Annotated in this window: 11 protein-coding genes; 2 read left to right on the top strand and 9 right to left on the bottom strand. The window is 51.7% G+C overall.

Going from position 1 to position 17,681, the window contains the following annotated elements; all coding sequences use genetic code 11:
* Positions 1–949 precede the first annotated feature (949 nt).
* The 4 genes from ADIS_RS21480 to ADIS_RS21465 all read right to left on the bottom strand — a co-directional run bounded on the left by ADIS_RS21480 (position 950) and on the right by ADIS_RS21465 (position 6,283).
* Positions 950–1,195: a hypothetical protein gene (locus ADIS_RS21480; protein WP_010856845.1), complete on the bottom strand. Its 246-nt coding sequence runs from the start codon at positions 1,193–1,195 to the stop codon at positions 950–952.
* Between the two features lie 6 nt (positions 1,196–1,201).
* Positions 1,202–1,804: a hypothetical protein gene (locus tag ADIS_RS21475; RefSeq protein ID WP_035807245.1), complete on the bottom strand. Its 603-nt coding sequence runs from the start codon at positions 1,802–1,804 to the stop codon at positions 1,202–1,204.
* Positions 1,805–2,298: 494 nt separating this feature from the next.
* Entirely contained in the window at positions 2,299–3,123 is an 825-nt protein-coding gene (locus ADIS_RS21470) for a hydroxypyruvate isomerase family protein (RefSeq protein ID WP_394330324.1), read from the bottom strand.
* 85 nt (positions 3,124–3,208) lie between these two features.
* Positions 3,209–6,283 (bottom strand): PVC-type heme-binding CxxCH protein, encoded by a 3,075-nt coding sequence (locus ADIS_RS21465; RefSeq protein WP_010856842.1) that lies wholly within the window; start codon positions 6,281–6,283, stop codon positions 3,209–3,211.
* Positions 6,284–6,519: 236 nt separating this feature from the next.
* Here ADIS_RS21465 and ADIS_RS21460 point away from each other — a divergent pair, with 236 nt between their 5' ends.
* The gene (locus tag ADIS_RS21460) at positions 6,520–7,719 is read left to right on the top strand and encodes a Gfo/Idh/MocA family protein (protein WP_010856841.1); all 1,200 of its coding nucleotides are present in this window, start codon (positions 6,520–6,522) and stop codon (positions 7,717–7,719) included.
* Between the two features lie 4 nt (positions 7,720–7,723).
* Here the strand turns inward: ADIS_RS21460 and ADIS_RS21455 are convergent, their stop codons facing one another.
* From ADIS_RS21455 to ADIS_RS21445, 3 genes are all read right to left on the bottom strand, one after another.
* Complete coding sequence (locus tag ADIS_RS21455; RefSeq protein WP_010856840.1) at positions 7,724–9,961, bottom strand: ligand-binding sensor domain-containing protein; 2,238 nt, start codon at positions 9,959–9,961, stop codon at positions 7,724–7,726.
* 71 nt (positions 9,962–10,032) lie between these two features.
* Positions 10,033–10,917, bottom strand: coding sequence for a glutamate--tRNA ligase family protein (locus ADIS_RS21450; protein ID WP_010856839.1), 885 nt, complete (start codon positions 10,915–10,917; stop codon positions 10,033–10,035).
* A 9-nt stretch (positions 10,918–10,926) separates the two neighbouring features.
* Positions 10,927–11,601, bottom strand: a complete 675-nt coding sequence (locus tag ADIS_RS21445) for a spheroidene monooxygenase (RefSeq protein WP_010856838.1) — start codon at positions 11,599–11,601, stop codon at positions 10,927–10,929.
* A gap of 277 nt (positions 11,602–11,878) precedes the next feature.
* Between ADIS_RS21445 and ADIS_RS21440 the strand changes: the two genes are divergently transcribed.
* Positions 11,879–13,036: an MFS transporter gene (locus ADIS_RS21440; RefSeq protein ID WP_035807241.1), complete on the top strand. Its 1,158-nt coding sequence runs from the start codon at positions 11,879–11,881 to the stop codon at positions 13,034–13,036.
* Between the two features lie 322 nt (positions 13,037–13,358).
* Here ADIS_RS21440 and ADIS_RS21435 read toward each other — a convergent pair whose 3' ends face one another.
* Both ADIS_RS21435 and ADIS_RS21430 read right to left on the bottom strand, forming a co-directional pair.
* Positions 13,359–14,807, bottom strand: coding sequence for a hypothetical protein (locus ADIS_RS21435; protein ID WP_010856835.1), 1,449 nt, complete (start codon positions 14,805–14,807; stop codon positions 13,359–13,361).
* Positions 14,808–14,822: 15 nt separating this feature from the next.
* The gene (locus ADIS_RS21430) at positions 14,823–17,639 is read right to left on the bottom strand and encodes a TonB-dependent receptor domain-containing protein (protein WP_051113375.1); all 2,817 of its coding nucleotides are present in this window, start codon (positions 17,637–17,639) and stop codon (positions 14,823–14,825) included.
* Positions 17,640–17,681: the final 42 nt, after the last annotated feature.

The following is a 17,681-nucleotide window of genomic DNA, read 5'->3' as shown; positions in this document are numbered from 1 at the left end:
ACATCTGCCTAAACCAACAAGGGGGATAACCGACTGCTTACATTTAACCCGCTAACTATAATCCCATGGCTGCAACACCAAAACCAAAGAGTCAGATAAAACAATTATTGATACTTAACAGGCAGGGCCCGGAATCAATGGCCTGGAGCATCACCTGAGCGTTTCTCTGTATTAGGTAATCCGTAGGTCGAAGCGCTGCCAAGCGAGGTAGTATTGGTGGGCAATGAAGCCCCATGACAGCCCAGGGATTTTTTGCACCCTACGCCAAAGGTGGAAGAAACCCCTATGTGGCCAACCTTAGCTGCGCTAGGTGGCAAGATGAGATAGATATAGGAAGTGGTCATGCCTACTGCAGAAAAATGTGAGAGCCCCAACCTGAGCTAGTTAGCTAAGGTCGGGCTCGATTAGCAACTTTGTGTATTACTTTTTAAATGTTTACTAGCCAAGTTCAATTGATCCTCATCTAAGGACAATGCTTATAAAGTATCTATAGCCTATTTATAAATTGCAAATTCTATAGTTTCAAAACCTGAATTTGCTAACTCTGATAGGTTAATGTTGAGTTTAGTTATATTTTTACTGTTTCGATATTTTCTGCTTCATTTGTTAGGTACCATGCATGAATTTAAACCCATGATTTCTATTCGAAAAGTGTTAGATTCACTTTCAACATCAGTTATTTTGAATTCCACATATCCGTTATTCTCGAAAGTATGTTCACTAGTTTTAAATTCAAATGGACGAAGTTCTGATATTGTTTGTACTTGAGTCTGGGCAGGGAACGAATTTTGGTGGAGGGGGTTGCGTTACAAAGCAGTAGATATTCACTACTATCGGATAGGTAGCTTCGACTGTCATAACAATGCTTTTACCTGCTCTTATTTCCGTAGAGTTAAAAGTTACATTTGAAATCATAGGAAATTAGTTTATTTGACTATCCTTAATTCAATTAAAGACCAAGTTCGTTGGCTAGGTCAAGAAATCTGGAAATTTTCACATTTGTTGCTGTTCCATTTTTAACCTCTGAAATAAGTTCTTCAAGTTCCTGTTTTGAAGTAGCTTTTGCAACAGCTATTGGAGCATCATCGAAAAGTTTATCAATTTTTGTTTTGAGATTACTCAAGTCTTCAGCTAATTTTAACGATTCAACCTTTGTTTTTGCCTTAATTTTCTTTTGTGCATCAGTAAGTGGCATGGTAAATTATTTAAAGTTTCTAATTATGTCTTTTATTGTTTCAGGGTCAGGGATATTACTAAATGAGATCGGAATTGGAGTCATATTCTCAAGTTTTTTGCGAATTGATTTGGCTAATTTGTCTCTTGATTCTTTCAGCCGTACAAGTGATTCAAGGTATTCGTTTACAGTCGAGTTAATTAATTCAATATTTTCAAAATTCGCTTCGGCTTTTCTTATCTCTAAACGCCTATTTTGAATATCCAATCGAACGGAATCTCTTTCAGTATTGAAAAAAGTTTGAATTTGATTGAGTAATTTGACATTTAGCACATCAATTTCAGGGTCACCAGTTGGAGCAACTAATGTTTCAACGGTATTGCCATTTTCGTCTACCTCTGTTCCGGGAGCTTTCCTTATCTGTTCCTTATACTGTTCCTCATAAATGTCAAGAATGGCTAATCTATATTTCTCAATTGCGTCAAGTTGATTATTCATGTTGTCGAAGTAAATCTTTTTGACTCTTTCAATTTCACCTTTTTGAGCATTCATAGCATCAACAACTTGCTTAGGAACTGCTGCACATCCATAAATGAATATGACTAGGATTAGTATTGAAATCTTTTTCATAATTTATTATTAATTGTTGCTGATGTTTTTATAGGTGCAACATCGTTGCGCCAATTCTTACATTTTTTGGTTGTCTAGGCGCAGCTCAGCAACCTCTAGGCAAACCGAAATCAGCTATAACGGCCTGCACCCTTTCAGCCAAACTGTAGCTGTATAGGAAATGTCCAACCACCTTTAGTATCACAAAGCATCCCAAGCTTATAAAGCTAAGATTTCTTTTCCAGATTAAAAATACGGTGATCGGGATAAATTTTGGTTTATTGTGTTCTTTTTGCAGTTTTCACAGTAGGTTATCTCTTTTTTTGCTGTATTACTTTTCCTGATGTGCGTTAACGCCAACAGGTTTTTGATGGTTGGTTGGATAACGAGTCTTTTTGTTACCGGATAAGTTTTGGCTTTCGCATTGGTTGGCCGGTGGAAAAAAACAATAGTTCCAGGGGGAATCCGGCCAGATAAAAAAAGACCGTCCGGGGTGGGACGGTCTGTGATGGGGTCTATACGTCGCAGATCTCGACGCCCTGCTTGAGGGAGGCAAGCTTGTCGGGCCGCTTGGGAATAAACTCCTGCCCGACGTACCCTTTATAGCCGGTTTCCAGGATGGCGCGCATAATGGCGGGATAGTATAGCTCCTGGCTTTCGTCGATTTCGTTCCTACCGGGTACGCCTCCGGTATGGTAGTGGGAGATATAGGGGTGAAAGGCCCGGATGGTTGCGATCACATCGCCCTCCATGATCTGCATGTGGTAGATGTCGTAAAGGAGCTTGATGTTTTCGGATCCCACGCGCTTGCAGACCTCCGCTCCCCATGCGGTACGGTCGGCGTGGTAGTCTTTGTGGTTTACCTTGCTGTTAAGCAGCTCCATGCACATGATCACCTTGTGTTTCTCGGCGATGGGCATCAGGCGCTTCAGGCCTTTTACGCAGTTTTCTATCCCGGTCTCATCGTCCATCCCACGGCGGTTGCCGGAAAAACAGATGATCTGCTTATACCCGGCGGCAGCCACGAGCGGTATCACCTCCTCGTAGCTTTTCACCAGGGTATCGTGGTTGTTGGGGTCGTTGAATCCCCGCTCTATACCCAAACCGGCACCCTGCGGCATGGCACAATCCAGCCCGTGTTTTTTCAGAATAGGCCATTCGTTGGGGCTTACCAGCTCGATCGACTTCAGGCCTATCTGTTTGGCGGCCACACAGAGGTCCTCCAGGGGGATGTCGTTGTAGCACCAGCGGCAGACGGAATGGTTGATATTGCCCCTTAGGTTTTCCGGCAGGCTGTTTTCGGCTGCCAGCAAGCGTTGCGACAGCGAGGGGGCCAGCATACCCAATGCGGTGGTTCCGGCCAATTTTTTCAATACGTTTCTTCGATTTTGCACAGATGTTCCGTTTTGTTGGTCCATAATCAGGTTAAGATTTTCGTTTCAAACTCATCAGGTATTCCACCAGGTCTACCAGTTCCTCGGTGCTCATGGCCTTTTCCAAGCCGCTGGGCATCATGGAGGATTCCATTTGGCTCATCTTGAGGATATCGGCGGTTTTGATGGCCATGCTGTTACCGCCGGGCAGTTTCAGGTCTATATCGGTTTCCGTCTGACTTGCGATAATGCCGCCCAGGGTACTGCCATCCTTCATCTCGATCACATAGCCTTCGTAGCCGAAGCTGATGCCGGCGTCGGGGTGGAGGATGGAAAGGTACTGGGCCTCTTTGGAGAGTTTGCTGCCGATCTCGGTCAGTTTCGGACCGAAGTCCATGCCCATATCACCCACCTGATGGCAGACGGCACAGTTGGTCCGGAACACGTTCATGCCGTTTTCGGTATTGCCGGACTGTGCCAGCAGATCGTTGAGTGGTGGCAGGGAATTGGCTTCGTCCGCGCCGGTGTCCAGGTAGGCGTTGGCCTCGGCCCGCACACTCTTGCGCCAGGCCCGGCTTACACCGGTGACTGCGGAGGGTAGAAGGTTTTCCGGAAAGCGCCCCTCCTTGAGCAGCGCAAGAACCCGGTCTTCCCCACTGTAGCTGCCTCCAATGGCCGAGGCGGCTTCCCTGCGAACCGACAAGGGCAGGGAGCTGTCAAAGGTCACGGCCTCGATCAGCGCGATGGATTCCCTGCTGCCAATGGACCGCAAGGCCAGCAGCAGGTTGAGTTTTTTCTTGTCATCAGACCCGGTAAATACCTGCCGGATCATCCCGGCTCCATTTTGCCGGAGCAGGGTGGAGGCGGCATTTCTGCCCAAACTGTTGTCCGACTGTTCCAATGCCATGGCGAGGAGCCGCGGGTTTTCGTCCCTTCGCTCGAATCGTTGGACCATTTCGAGGTAGGATTCGGTGCCGTAAGTTTCATCCAAGACGGTTGTCAGCGCAGCTTGGGCGGTGGGGGAACTGGTCAGAAATGCGGGATCCATGTGGGTGAGCACCAGTTTTTTCACTTCGTTTTGGTTCTCCGTAGATTCCTGCTTCACCGAGGGACCTTCCAGCATGTCGATGAGTGCGCGGGATTTTTTGGCAGCGTCGGGGTTGAAGTCAAAGGCCCGGAAGTAGCGCAGGCGCCTTTCCAGTGGCACGCTTTCCTCGGATGCCAATCGGGCCAACTGGGGGATGGCCTGGCCGGTGCGGGATCGCCATACGATGTCCCGGGTAGATGCGTCGGCGAGAGGATCCTCCGTTTTATCGAGCCAGGCGGCATAGAATCGATCCCACTGCCCATCGGCTCCTATGCCCAGGGCTTCCAGGTACCATCGATCCTGTCCATCGTGAAGCTCGGCAAGGCTCGCCCATACCTTGGGGGCCGTGGGAAAGTGCTGGTTTCGCAGGGCAATGGCCGCTTCCCTGCGTACATGAGGATCCGCATCTGCGGCGAGTTTGGTCAAAATGGGTTCTAGGTCTCGCTTGGTCTGCCTGGCAGCCCGAAGTCCTACGATGCGCAGGTCGGGATTTTCGTGTTTTAGTGCCTGCTCGATGTATTGGGGGCCTATGCCGGGGGTTTTTGCCAATAGCCAAAGTGCTCGGGCCTGAATCCGCGGATTCTCGTGGCTCAGGTACATTTTGGCCAGTACACCCTCGGCATCGGCGCCTGCTGCGGACAGTTTTTTCCAAGCCTGGTACCTGACCGATAGGTTGGGATTTTCGAGGGCCTTGGCGGCACCTTCTATGCTGGAGAAGTCAAACCGAGGTGTTTTGTAGGGGGATTTGGGAGGTGCGAGGCGGAAAATCCTGCCCCGGTTCAGGTCTCCCACTTGGTGGCCTCCCACGCCCGGATCATACCAATCGGCCACCATAAGCGATCCGTCGGGTGCGACGCACACATCGGAGGGCCGAAACCACTGGTCTTTGTCACCTACCATGAGGTTGACGATTTCTGCCCGGTAGCCGGCTCCGTCTTTTTGCACGGGATAGGCACGGACCACGTTGGGGCCGGCATCGGTATGGATCATCTGTCCGTGGAATACCTCCGGAAGGAGCTCGCCCTCATAGATGGTCATGCCGGTGGGCGATCCCGCGCCGGTCTGCAGCAGATTGGGCACTACGCCCGGATCATTAAGGTGCCAATGTTGCAGTGGAATTTCCTTTTCCTTGTTGGTACGGTTGGCCCGCCATCCGGCACCGGTCATCTCATCGCGGTACCCATAGTTGCCGTACTCCATCACAAAATTGATCCGTACCCCCTGATTGCCATCATCGTCGTTGTCTGATTGCCACATGGTGCCATAGGAGTCTACCGCCACTTCGTAGTTATTTCTGAAGTTTTGGCCCAGCACCTCCATTTCGGAAAAGTCGGGGTTGGAGCGGAACACCAGGCCTTCCTTGTAGTGCGCAGTGGTGATAGGGTTGCCGGACTGGTCTTTGATGATCTCACCGTTTCGGTCTTTGATCTGACCGCCGGAGTTGCCGAAGTTGAAGTAAAACTTGCCATCGGGGCCAAACACAAAGGCGTGCATGCCGTGATCGTGCTGTTCCCCATCTATGCCCTGAAACAGGATTTCTTTTTTGTCTGCCACGTCGTCGCCATCGGTATCCGTGAGTAGCCACACATAGGGACTTTGGGACACAATGGCCTGATTGCCCATGACCCATATGCCCAGTGGGGCGTTAAGCTCGGGGTCTTGGTAAAAGACGGTGCTTTTGTCCGCTTTGCCGTCACCGTTGGTGTCCTCCAGGATTACGATCCGGTCACCTGCTGGACGGGTTTCGTTTCCGGTGATGGCAGGTCGGTAATTGAAGGCTTCACAGACCCACACCCGACCCCGGTGGTCAATGTCGATGTTGGTGGGGTTGGTAATCATGGGTTCGGAGGCAAACAGCGTTGCCACCAGTTCCTCGTGCACGGTGATGCCCTTTAGCGCATTTTCGGGAAGCCTTTTTTCCTCGTTGGAAAGGGAGTCGAAGGGAATGTCTTTGTCGGCGGGGCCTTGGTTCGTACAGGAAAAGAGAACGGTGCCTGCCAGTAGCAGGGCAAAGAAATTTGTAGATCCGCTCGTATTCATGGGATGCGTGTTTGGTATTTGGGTTAATTTAACCGCCTAATAAACGTAAAAATAACCTATAATACCAGCGCTTTTTGATTATTTTAAGCCCAAATGGTTAGTTGAAGTTCTAAGTGGTTTGTAGGGTGTCCATTGCGCCAATAATGGTTTTTTCAGAAGGGCGGTTAGTCTTTTTGCCCAAATACAGGTACCTTCACAAGGCATGCACTATCCAAGGAAAAAGCAATTGTAATCAGATGAAGAAGCGCACATTTCTAAGAACCATTGGCTTGGCTACGGCCGGGCTTTCCCTGAGCCCCTATGTCACGCAGGCGATCCCAAGCGACCGGAAAGTAAGGGTCGGCATCGTCGGGGGAAGGTTTGGAACTTCCTTTAGTTTCCACGAGCATCCCAACTGCACAGTGGAGGCGGTCAGCGATCTCCGGCAAGACCGACGGGAACGCCTCATGCAGGTATATGGCTGCTCCAAGAGCTATGCGTCGTTGGCGGAGCTTTTGAAAGACCCCAGGGTAGAGGCTGTTTTTCTGGCCACCCCTGCCCCTGACCATGCGGCCCATACGATGGCTGCCCTGCGGGCGGGCAAGCACGTGCTGTGTGCGGTGCCCATGGCCATGACGGTGGAAGAATGCGCCCAGGTAAAGGAGGAGGTGTTGAAAACAGGCCTGACCTATATGATGGCGGAGACAAGCACCTATATGCAGAGTACCATCACCGCCAAGAAATACCATCAGGAGGGAAGGTTTGGGGAGATTTTCAGCGCGGCTGCCGAATACAACCATCCGGGGCTGGAAGTGCTGTGGTTTGAGGACGGAAAGCCCACCTGGCGGCATGGACTGGCGCCTATGCACTATCCCACCCATTGCACAGCCTTTTTGATCGCCGTCACAGGCGAGCGACTGACGCACGTGAGTTGCCTGGGCTGGGGGGATGATAGTCCGCTGCTCAAGGGCAATCCCTACAACAATCCCTTTTGGAATGAAACCGCGTTCTTTCAGACCAACCTTGGGCATCCGTTCCGTGTAGAGGTTAACTGGAAGGGTGCGCTGCGAAGTGCCGAGCGGGCCGAATGGAGGGGAAGCCGCATGAGCCTGTACCTTCCGATGGGGCATGGTGACCGGCATGTGAAGGTGCAGGTAGCCGGTGAACTGGGAAAGGACGACGCGGGTTTTGAACATACTGCCAATAGGGTGGAGGACTACTCGCCCACCCAGTGGTGGCAGACAGACATGTTGCCCGAGGCGCTCCGGCACAACAGCGGGCACGAAGGATCCCACACCTTTATCACCCACGAGTTTATACAGGCCATCGTAGAGGAACGTATGCCGGAGGTCAACGTGTACGAAGCATTGGCCTATACCGTTCCGGGCATTATCGCCCACCAGTCTGCCCTGCGGGGGGGTGAGCGCTTGGCCATCCCGGATTTTGACGATAAATAAGTACCTATTCGATCATTTGCAGGTACCGCCCCATCCAGTAGGGCAGCAGCCAAAATACCGGTTCGCGGACCCGAAACGGATTGCCTGAAACGGCATCCCAGGGGTTTTTGTCCCATCGGACCACCGCCCGAAGGCTGGGTGGTTGCAGGGGATCCACCTGTAGGTCTTCCAGCACCGGGCTGCGCGTAAGCCGTATGTCCTCCCGTTGGCGATGGTCTATCACCCAATCGATTAGGTCCAGAGGGGTGTCTTTCAAAAAGGCCACGCTCGCGGCCAGTCCTTCCCGTTTGCCGCGGGTGTAGTTGTAGATAAAGTTGATCAGGGGATTTTGGTCGCCTTCCCGATCTTCAAACCAATCATCCATGTGCTGCTCGTAATAGCTTTTTAGCGCAGGATCTTCCTCTCCAAAAATGAGTAGGGGATAGATATAGGAGGCCAACATGACGTCAAAGTAGATAAACCAGGCGGGATTCTGTTGCCGGATTTGGCCCATGTTTTCCATGTACCCTTCTTTTTCGATCAGGTGGAGGTAGGCCTCTTGGTAACTTGGGTTTTGGGTGATGGAATAGCCAAACTTGAGGAAGCCCAACATCTCCATGGAATTGAGTGCGCGGTCAGGCAGCCACTCCGGGTTTCGGTTTAGTTGGTCTGGCGACCATACACCCCAACGGGTGGGTTTGCCGTCCAGATCGGTGAGTGAAAAATCATGCCGGATCAAATGGTCCAAAATACGGCTGACGTGTTCGCGGACGATCGTTTTTTCTGCCTCGTTGGCCACGAGCTGGTAGTAGATAAAGTAGCCAAACATGTGTCCGCACATTTCGTCGCTACTGGTATCTCCCTTCCAGCGCCACTCTCCGTCCTTGGACAGGTGCCAACGGGTTTCTACAGGCTTGTAGCGGGGCTCTTCCACCTTGCGTACGGCTATTTCCTGGGGGGAATAGGTTTTGTTGGGATCGTGTACCTGCTCCCAACCGGGCGGCACGATGCTGCGCGCAAAGAACCCTTCCCGCCCCGTCACTTCTTCCAGTTTCTTCAGAAAGCGAAAGGCCTTTCCGGCCTTTTCCCGGGCGTCCTCGGATCCGGTGGCAGCGTAGCGGAAACTCTCCATGGCCAGGTACATGGCGGTGTATTCGCCGTCGTTGTCATCGTCTTCCGGCACCCAGGTACTGATGTCCCCGGCCTCTAACAGCCGTACCTGACCGGCCGTCCAAGGGGCACGGATATGGCGGTCCATCAGGGTTTTGTAAAAGTAGGCTTCCTTCTCCTTTAGGTTCATTTCGGTGCGCTGTATGCAGCTGACCCCCTTTTCGGTGCCTATCCACGCGTTGCCCTTCGCATCGAAGGCGATGGCGGTCACGTGGTCGTCCACCAGCCAGCGCTTGCTGAACCGAAGCGAATGGGAGCCATCCGGGTGGTAGCGTACCACTCCCCGTTCGGTGCCCACCCATAGGGTTCCATCCTGCGCTTTTGCCAAGCAAGTCGTATAGGGAGTGGGCATCCCCTCTTCCGTTCCGATCCGTTCCACCACCTCCATTTGCCGCAACTTGGATACCCCACCCAATCCGGAGGCCCATAGGATACCTTCCCGCTCCCACGCCAGGCCATTTAGGTAGGCGCTGATTAGGGTGCCTTTTTGATAGAGGTGGTCGGTCAGGCCCTTTGAGAAGCGGTACAGTCCCACGTCGCTGGCGATCCACCAGGTGCCGTTGGGTTCTACCTGTACGGCCCGTATGGATTTGGGAAGATCGACCGAAAGCTTTTCAAACGCCCGGCCGTTGGATTTCCATACGCCGTCCGGACCGAAGGCAAGCAGGCGGCCATCGGCATCCTCTGCCAGCACAGAGATAGGGGAGTCGGCTATGCCAGAGGCCCTGGTGGTTCCTTTGCTTTCGATTTTATATACACCGTTCCATGCGCCGGCCATGATTTCCCCAGTGGAGGTTCGAAAGACCGTGAATACAGGGCCATTGATCTCGGAATTCCAAGTGGGAAACTGCCAGTTTGCATGCGCCGGGTTCTTCAGAAAGATACCATCGAGGGTAGCTACCCAGATATGCCCGTCATCGGTAACCAGCAATTGCTTTACGCCTACGGGCGATCCGTCTACGGTTAAGGGATGTGCGAGGTGGGTTTCCTGTACAAAGGGCAGGTCTGCATAGCTGGAAAATCCGGTTGTTTGTGCAAAGGCCGCCATCGAAAGAAACGGAAGCAAAAGAAGTAAGCGGAAGAGGTATGTCATGGGGGTTACTGAATACGGCTTGTCTTCGATATACCCGGGGACCCATTCTTTGGGCTATTTGGCGGTAGATTTTAAAGACTGGCGAACCGTGTGGGGTCGAGCAGATCTGTAAACTCCCTGAGGTTGGTCGCTTCTGCTTCCAGGCCAAAAAACCGACTGGCCTGTTGGTAGATTTCTTTCCTGTGGAGGGCCGTTTGGCGTAGCTGTCGGATGGGGTTATGCCCGGCCGACTTGGACAGTTTCTGGCCATCCTCGGTGAGGAGGGGATGGTGTAGAAAGGTTGCATGGGCAAAGGCCCGGGTAGTGGGCAGCAGACTGGACAGGTGGAGCTGGGCCAGACTGGATTCCCACAAATCAGCTCCGCGTACGATCAGGTCCACGCCGAAAAAAACATCGTCCACCACGGAGGCCAGGTGATAGGAGGGAAAGCCATCTTTCTTTTTCACCACCAGGTGTTTCATGGCCGTGGGGAATGGGTACGTCGAAAATCGGGATGGGTAGGATAGGATCTCGATGGTTTCGGGGCTATCCGCTATTTTCCAAGCGGCGGCCTGCGCTGTTTTTTCAAGACACTTGCCGGTACATCCCGAGTTCAGGCCGGCGTTTGCCAGATCGCTGCGGGAACAGGCGCAGGGAAATAGAAACCCAGCTTGGTGCAATTGGGACAGGACGGTTTCGTACTGGTCAAGGCGAAGGTGCTGACTGAATCTGTCGTACACGTCCTTAGGTGAACGTGGTCCTTCGTCCCAGGGTATATCCAAAAAAAGCAGGGTGTCAAACAGGTCGTCCAAGTAGGCCTGCCGGCATCTTTCCTTGTCCAAATCGTCAACGCGAAGCAATATGGAGGCCCCGTGAAGGCGTGCCATTGCGGCAGTGAGGATAAAGGAAAAGGCATTTCCAAGGTGTAGGAATCCGCTGGGGGTAGGGGCGATTCTGGTTTTGGAAAAAGCAGGCATAGAAATCGATTATTGGACAGGTGTTTCGGCCGGAACAAACCGGGCAAAGAGTTCTTCCTTGTACCACTGCTCCTTTTTCACCTTTCGGATGATTTCCTGGTGTTCCGCACGGTAGGCGTACGAACGCATGTGGGAGGCAGATTGCCAGATACTGAAGGTGGCCTGCTCTATCGCGGGCCACTCGCCTATTCCCTTGGTGTACTGCAAGCCCTCGGCTTTTTCTGCGGAGCTGCTTGCTTTGGGCACGTTGGAAAGGAATTGCGGAATCTTTAGCCAATTCAACCGGGCGCGGGTAATAACGTAAAGGGGGCCATCTTGGTAGGTTTTGTGGGATGAAAAGGGATTGGTTCCACCCCAGGAGCCATGGCTTTGAACACAGTCCATCCAGTAGGTGTTCTGTGTTTCCGACCGTTCGCGAAACCGGCCAAAAAGCTCACTTTCTCCAAAAGTACCAGCTTGCCTGATGTCTTTCCAAACGATCAGGAGCGCATAGGTACTAAGGTCCGGTTTCAGCGAAAAACCAAAGCCTCCGCCCGTGCCGAGGAGCTTGCCAAACTTGACCCCGGGCATTGCTGCCAAAAACCGTTGGGAAAGCTGCATTTGGTTAAATGCCCACCAGCGGTGTTTCTTGGGATATCGGAAAAAGGTGATCGATGTTACTTCCTGCGCTGCATCTAACTCCATGTAGGGAAATCGGTGTTGGGAAGCAAAGATAAAAACTAATCAAAAACTTTTCGGATGATGATATAAATTAGACCAATAGCCAATGCTACCGTGATCCCTGCTATGACAAATTCCATATTGTTTTTTTGACGATTCAACGAAGGAAACTGCAAACAATGGCAAAAAGTTTGAGGTTACGCAAATGTTATTTATTCAGCAAATGAGATGATTATTTTGAAATAATCAATTGAAATGCGAAAAATGATGTAATTTTGCTAAAAATTTACGGATTAGCTTTATGAATCTATTGCAACGTCGACGCCTTGCTGTGTCGGGATTATTTTTTATCACGGGATTGTGTTTCTCTTCTTGGGCTTCGCGTATTCCCGATTTTCAGGATTATTTTAGGTTGAGCGAGGGGCAGTTGGGCACCTTGCTGTTGGGGATGCCCGCAGGTTCGCTCATCGCCTTGCCGTTGGCGGCCTGGGCCGTGTACAGGTTTGGCAGCAAGGGAGTGATTTTGGCGGGAGCCAGTATGTACCTAGTGGGGCTGGTGAGCCTAGGATTGGCGGAAAGCAGGTTTCAGCTGGCTTTTTTGGTAGTATTATTTGGTCTCTTGGGCAACATCATGAATATATCGCTAAACACGCAGGCCTTGGCTGTGGAAAAGGCCTACGGGCGTAATATACTGAGCTCCTTTCATGGTTCTTGGAGCTTGGCCGGGTTTGCGGGAGCGGGGCTCGGTGCCCTGATGGTGTTTTTTCAACTTTCACCGGTGCAGCATTACTTGGTGATTGGGGTACTGGGATTTGCCCTGTTGGCATTTGCCCGCCCCTACATCTTACCGGACGGTACCGGCAAGTCGGCCACAGAAGGCGGCTTTGTTTTTAAAAAGCCGGACAGCCTGATCTTCCGCATCGGGTTGGTGGGATTCTGTGGCATGATGTGCGAGGGATGTATGTTTGATTGGTCGGGCGTTTACATTGCCAAGGTGGTGAATCCCCATCCGTCGTTGGTTGCCTTTGGGTTCTTTGCGTTTATGGGGGCAATGGCCTCGGGACGTTTTCTGGCGGATCGGTTTGCGAATAAAATCGGGAAAATCGGCGTATTACGGGCTAGTGGGATATTGATTTTTGCGGGACTCTGTTTGGCAGTATTGTTCCCGAATCTATCGCTGACTTTGCTGGGCTTTGCACTCGTAGGCTTGGGTACCGCAGCGGTAGTGCCCCTTTCCTACAGCATCGTTGGCAGGTCCACCACCTATCCTCCGGGCATAGCGATAGCTATGGTGTCTACCATCTCATTTTTTGGCTTTCTGTTGGGGCCGCCGATTATCGGGTTTATCGCCGAACTGCTCAATTTGCAGTCTTCCTTCGCCATTATTTCGCTGATGGGGCTAAGCATCGCGGTGTTGGTATCCATCCGGCAGGAAGTATTTGTCACGGCAAATGAGTAATCTCAGCGCTGTGGGATCTGCAAACGCACTGGATAGGTAGGGCGGTTTGAAATGGAGCTAGGGCATTAGCTTCGAGGCTTTTGTGGGGCGTAGGCTTTGTTTACTACGGAGGGGGCTTGCGACCTTTTCGCATCGTTCTCGTTCCCTCTCAATTTTTTCGATAAGCGATCTTCCATCCAATGGCAGAATGGTAAGGTATTAGGGATCCGCGGTGTGATGAATAAAAAAATGGCCTATCTGCCGCTTAGGGTAGATAGGCCATTTTTTATTTCAATGGCGGGGGCTGATTGGTCTTGCAGGCGGGTGCAAGGTTAGCGCCCTATTAATGAAAAGGAGCTACCCACTCGCTGCTGCGATTGGTGGCAATGATCCGGTTGATATTGTGTCGAATGATGGCCGTTTTTGCCGCCACGTCGTAGGTGAAAGCATCCAGTTCGGTACTGATGCTTTCGATAAACGGAGGAATGATCGGTTCGGTGCCCGGATGATCTTCGTCGATGTTTTCATTGGCCAGGTACTCGATCTCGCTTATCACCATGCGGACACCCATATCCGAGAGTCGCCTGCCTTCTCCTATAAAGATCTCTTGGCGCATCAGGTAGATCAGCTCCAGTGCTGTTTGTTCTTGTGTCATGGCTTCCTCCACCATAGCATCGGTTACAGACGTGCCGGACACGGTCGGTACAAGGATGTCTCCCAGCTTTCGGTTCAGTACCAGGCCCATTCTCAGGGGGTCTTCCGCACTGGCAGCCACCGCCACGTCTGCGTTGTCGGGTCGGGATCCCGGATTGTTTTGTGTACGATCCTGTTGTTGGTTGGGGAAACTGCTGATAGGTCGATTCTGCACCAGTCGGATCAATCCCTTGAGGGTACTTTCAGCTGCTGCGAGGTTATTGTCAGCCACTTGGGCCTCCGCGATGATCAAATGGGCCTCTTCGATCTTGAACAGGGTGACCGGGCTGGCCTCACTGGCACCGCGGAAGTAGTATTTGGGATCCAAGAAGTCCATGCGGGGGAGCACCTGTAGGTCGTCAAAATTACCTCGATCGTACATGGCGGTTTGGGCTCGGTTCAGCGGGGTTTGCGCCTGATCAAACTGCACCTGATAGGTCAGGTTGGCGGATTTTAAAATGGCGTCCTGGGCATGGTTTACGGCCTCAGTCTTGTTTCCCAATTTATAATGGGCACGAGCCTTGGCAAGGGTAGCGGTAGTGCCCAGGGTAGCGTCTGAAGAACCCTCTGCCAATGCTAACGATGCAATGGCGGACTGAAGGATATCTCGCCATCCTACTGCCTCTCCACCGGGCTCGGTTGGCAGGAAGCTGAAGTATTCCCCGCTCAACAGCAGTGAATAGCCCCGCATAAAATGAAGCTCTGCGATCTGGGCCGACGTGGTAGAGGGGTCGGCTCCACTTACGATGTTCAATCCGTAATCGGCCATTTCCCGCAGCCTGTGCAATTCCCGTTGAAGCGCATTTATGTCTGCGTCCACCGGACGGATGATCAGCCGGTCCAGGTTTTGGTTGTAAAAAGTCATGACATTTTGGTAGTTGTCAGAGCCGATTTCGGTCAGTACGACGTGTTCGTTGGTAACCAGTGCCAGCTGTCGGCGCACTCCAAGTACCCAGGGGGTCATGGGATTTGCCGTGTTTAGGATGGCATCTTCCGTGAGGTTTGGATTGATCACTTCGGTAGGGTCGATGAGCTCGCAACCGGCTAAGCCGATCCAACCCAGCAGTGCGATGTAGCTATATTTTTTTAGATGGTTCATGTCGTTGGGGGTAAATTATAAGCTGATCCTAACAGTACCTAGGTAGGTTCTCGGGAGCGATTCGGTGCCAAAACCGAAACCTCCGGCTCCAAAGCTATTTTGGGTGCCAAATCCTGCACCGCTCACCTCGGGATCTACGTCGGCACGGAAGAAGTTGATCGGGTTTGTGACCGTAAATCCTACGCTCATGCGTTTGAACGCATTGCCAACTACAGCGGTGGGTACCTCGTAGCTTAGGGCGATGTTTCTTATTTTCAGGTAGTCGGAGCTCTGTACCCAAAGGGATGCCAGGTCAAAAAAGCTGACATCAGAAAGGCTTTCCGGGATTACCGTAGAGGCACCGGCAAAATACCTCAATACGTCATCGACGACCACTGTATGCCCACCGGTTTGGTAATCGCCTGTCACAAATAGGTTGAACCGTTTGTAGGTGGCATTCACACTGAGGGATCCGAAATTGGGAGCTATGGGGGTTCCTACAGAGGCATTGGTTTCCACCCGCTCCAGGCCACCCTCGGCATTCAGGATGGGCTTATTTGCCCTAAAATACCCCAATGGTTCTCCTTCCTTAACAAAGGAACCCAGGAAGGTAAACCCTCCCACGTTAAACTCCGGTGCACCGCCGGAAGAAATTACGAGGTTGTTTACCCGGTTATAGGATGCCGACACGTTGACGTTCCAGTCATTGTTTTCCACCACTACGAAATTTCCACCGATCTCCCAGCCTTTGTTTTCGATCTCACCGATATTGCGGAGTTGGGTGCCCAATCCAAAAGAGGGCGCAAAGGGTGCTGAGAACAGGGCGTCTCGGGTTAGGGCATAGTAGCGGGTGACCTGCAACCGGATCCGGTCTGTAAATAAGCCGATGTCACCACCTATTTCTGTAGTGGCGGTTCGTTCAGGCTTTAAGGTAGGATCTCCGGGGTTGCCAAAGGTGTAAGTGGGCACTCCAAGAAACGTATTCGTATTTATCAGTCGATCGTTTCTGAAGGGTTCCGGAAAATTGCCCGCCACGCCATGGTTTGCCCTAAACTTCACCGTAGAAAGGGTATTGATCGAGAAGGTGTTTCTGAAGAAATCCTCGTCCGAAAGGTTATAGGCCACCCCCACGGTAGGAAAGACCTGCAGGCCAATGTCCGAACCAAAAGCGGTGTTGCCATCGACACGGATACCACCCTCGATGAATACCTTATCCCGGATGCCGACGTTTTCCTTCAGAAAAAAGCCGTAGTTGGTGACGGCAAGCAGAAAATCCTCCACGCTTTTTTCACCGGCATTATTGATGGAAATCGAGCCTTCGGTAACGTTGGTGGCCTCTATAAGGAGCTGTTCGTCCTGGTTTCGGAAAAACTGTCCTCCGGCGATGGTGAGGAAGGAGAAGTCCTTGATGTCTTTCTTCCAGGTGACGTCCGCCTGTCCGGTCACCGTGAAAAAGGAACGCTCAAACACGTCTATGGTGCCACGGTCTGTAGTGCCGGGCGGAACAGATCCACGGGCAATCAATTGCTGGTTGGTAGATATGTTCCGTTGTCGGCTGTTACGGGAATCGATGCCGAAAACAGCCCGTGCGGAAAGCTCTTCGTTGACCTTGAAATTAAACTGATGTGAGTTTTGGAATCGGCGTACCCGCTCTGTTATATTGGTAAGGTCGATGATGTTACGAACCACCTGGCCAATGGAATCCAGTTGTGCGCGGGATTTGGTCCGTAGGTCACCCCACCGTGCTACGGTTTCGAGGTTGCCAAACTCGCTGAATGAGGTGTTGGCATTGTAGTCCCGGGTAAACTGGTTGCTCGAAAATCCGGCTGAACTCTGATAGGTAATCCAGTTGTTGACCTTGGCCTGAATGCCGCCACGGAAATTTCTTCGTATCTGGCCCACCCCATACCGGAAGCTTTCATCACCATATAGGTTGCCGGAAAAGCTGTAGGTTAGGTTTTCGGTGCCACCGTCTATGCCCAGGCGATAGCTTTGCTGCAGTCCGGGGCGAAACAAAATGTCGGCGGTTTCTTTGTAAAACAAATAATCACGGGTACCCACCTGGGCTCCATGCTGGGTTTCGAGGTTTACCCTAGCCTGCCCCTGTTTTCCTTTCTTGGTAAAGATCTGTATCACGCCGTTGGCAGCATCGGCTCCATAGAGTGTGGTCGCTGCCCCTCCTTTTACATACTCGATACTCTCGATGTTTTCTACGGGAATGTCTGCAATGGCACTGCTTTCGGCACCACCTGTATCCAAGGATAGTTGCGCGCCGGAATTAAGATTGTCTACCCGAACCCCGTCCACATAAATAACAGGTGTGGTACCCACAGCGGCAGAGACTGGCCCCCTGGATCGGATAAACGAAGCCGTGCCAGGTTGGCCCGAACCCAACCGTATCTGGGCATTCGGCATATTGGAGCGAAGGATTTGATCCAACTGGACTACCGGAACCTTGTAGATTTCTTCTTCGGTCATCCGGTCCACGGTAATCGGCAACCTGCGTTTTTCTATACCCTCTCCTTGGCCGGTGATGACGATTTCCTGTAGCTGGCGAACGTCAGCCACCAAGGTTACTTGGATGCTGGATTGGTTGGCGATCGCAATTTCCTGGGTTGCGTAGCCTACGAAACTAAAAACGATGGTTTCGGCACCTTGGGGAACCACGAGTGAATAGTTTCCTTCAATGTCCGTTACGGTGCCCACCGTAGTTCCTTTGACGCTAACATTCACCCCGGGAATACCCTGGGGTTCTTCTGCGGATACCACTCTTCCCGAAACGCTCTGCGCCGTAGCCCACCCCGTCGAAAGGACGATGAACACAACTAAGGTGGTTAGTATTCTTTTTGTCATAAATAGGTTAGGTAAGAATAATGGTTCGTTTTCTTTATTTCG

This window comes from Lunatimonas lonarensis (assembly GCF_000390185.1).
Lineage (GTDB): Bacteria > Bacteroidota > Bacteroidia > Cytophagales > Cyclobacteriaceae > Lunatimonas > Lunatimonas lonarensis.
The sequence above is the reverse complement of the archived record's forward strand: the minus strand, read 5'-3'. Positions and strand labels throughout refer to the sequence as shown.

What these genes read in the sequence shown, in the direction of transcription:
- ADIS_RS21480 (WP_010856845.1), bottom strand. Translation starts at nt 1,195, where the DNA reads ATGCCACTTACTGATGCACAAAAGAAAATTAAGGCAAAAACAAAGGTT.
- ADIS_RS21475 (WP_035807245.1), bottom strand. Translation starts at nt 1,804, where the DNA reads ATGAAAAAGATTTCAATACTAATCCTAGTCATATTCATTTATGGATGT.
- ADIS_RS21470 (WP_394330324.1), bottom strand. Translation starts at nt 3,123, where the DNA reads ATGCTGGCCCCCTCGCTGTCGCAACGCTTGCTGGCAGCCGAAAACAGC.
- ADIS_RS21465 (WP_010856842.1), bottom strand. Translation starts at nt 6,283, where the DNA reads ATGAATACGAGCGGATCTACAAATTTCTTTGCCCTGCTACTGGCAGGC.
- ADIS_RS21460 (WP_010856841.1), top strand. Translation starts at nt 6,520, where the DNA reads ATGAAGAAGCGCACATTTCTAAGAACCATTGGCTTGGCTACGGCCGGG.
- ADIS_RS21455 (WP_010856840.1), bottom strand. Translation starts at nt 9,961, where the DNA reads ATGACATACCTCTTCCGCTTACTTCTTTTGCTTCCGTTTCTTTCGATG.
- ADIS_RS21450 (WP_010856839.1), bottom strand. Translation starts at nt 10,917, where the DNA reads ATGCCTGCTTTTTCCAAAACCAGAATCGCCCCTACCCCCAGCGGATTC.
- ADIS_RS21445 (WP_010856838.1), bottom strand. Translation starts at nt 11,601, where the DNA reads ATGGAGTTAGATGCAGCGCAGGAAGTAACATCGATCACCTTTTTCCGA.
- ADIS_RS21440 (WP_035807241.1), top strand. Translation starts at nt 11,879, where the DNA reads ATGAATCTATTGCAACGTCGACGCCTTGCTGTGTCGGGATTATTTTTT.
- ADIS_RS21435 (WP_010856835.1), bottom strand. Translation starts at nt 14,807, where the DNA reads ATGAACCATCTAAAAAAATATAGCTACATCGCACTGCTGGGTTGGATC.
- ADIS_RS21430 (WP_051113375.1), bottom strand. Translation starts at nt 17,639, where the DNA reads ATGACAAAAAGAATACTAACCACCTTAGTTGTGTTCATCGTCCTTTCG.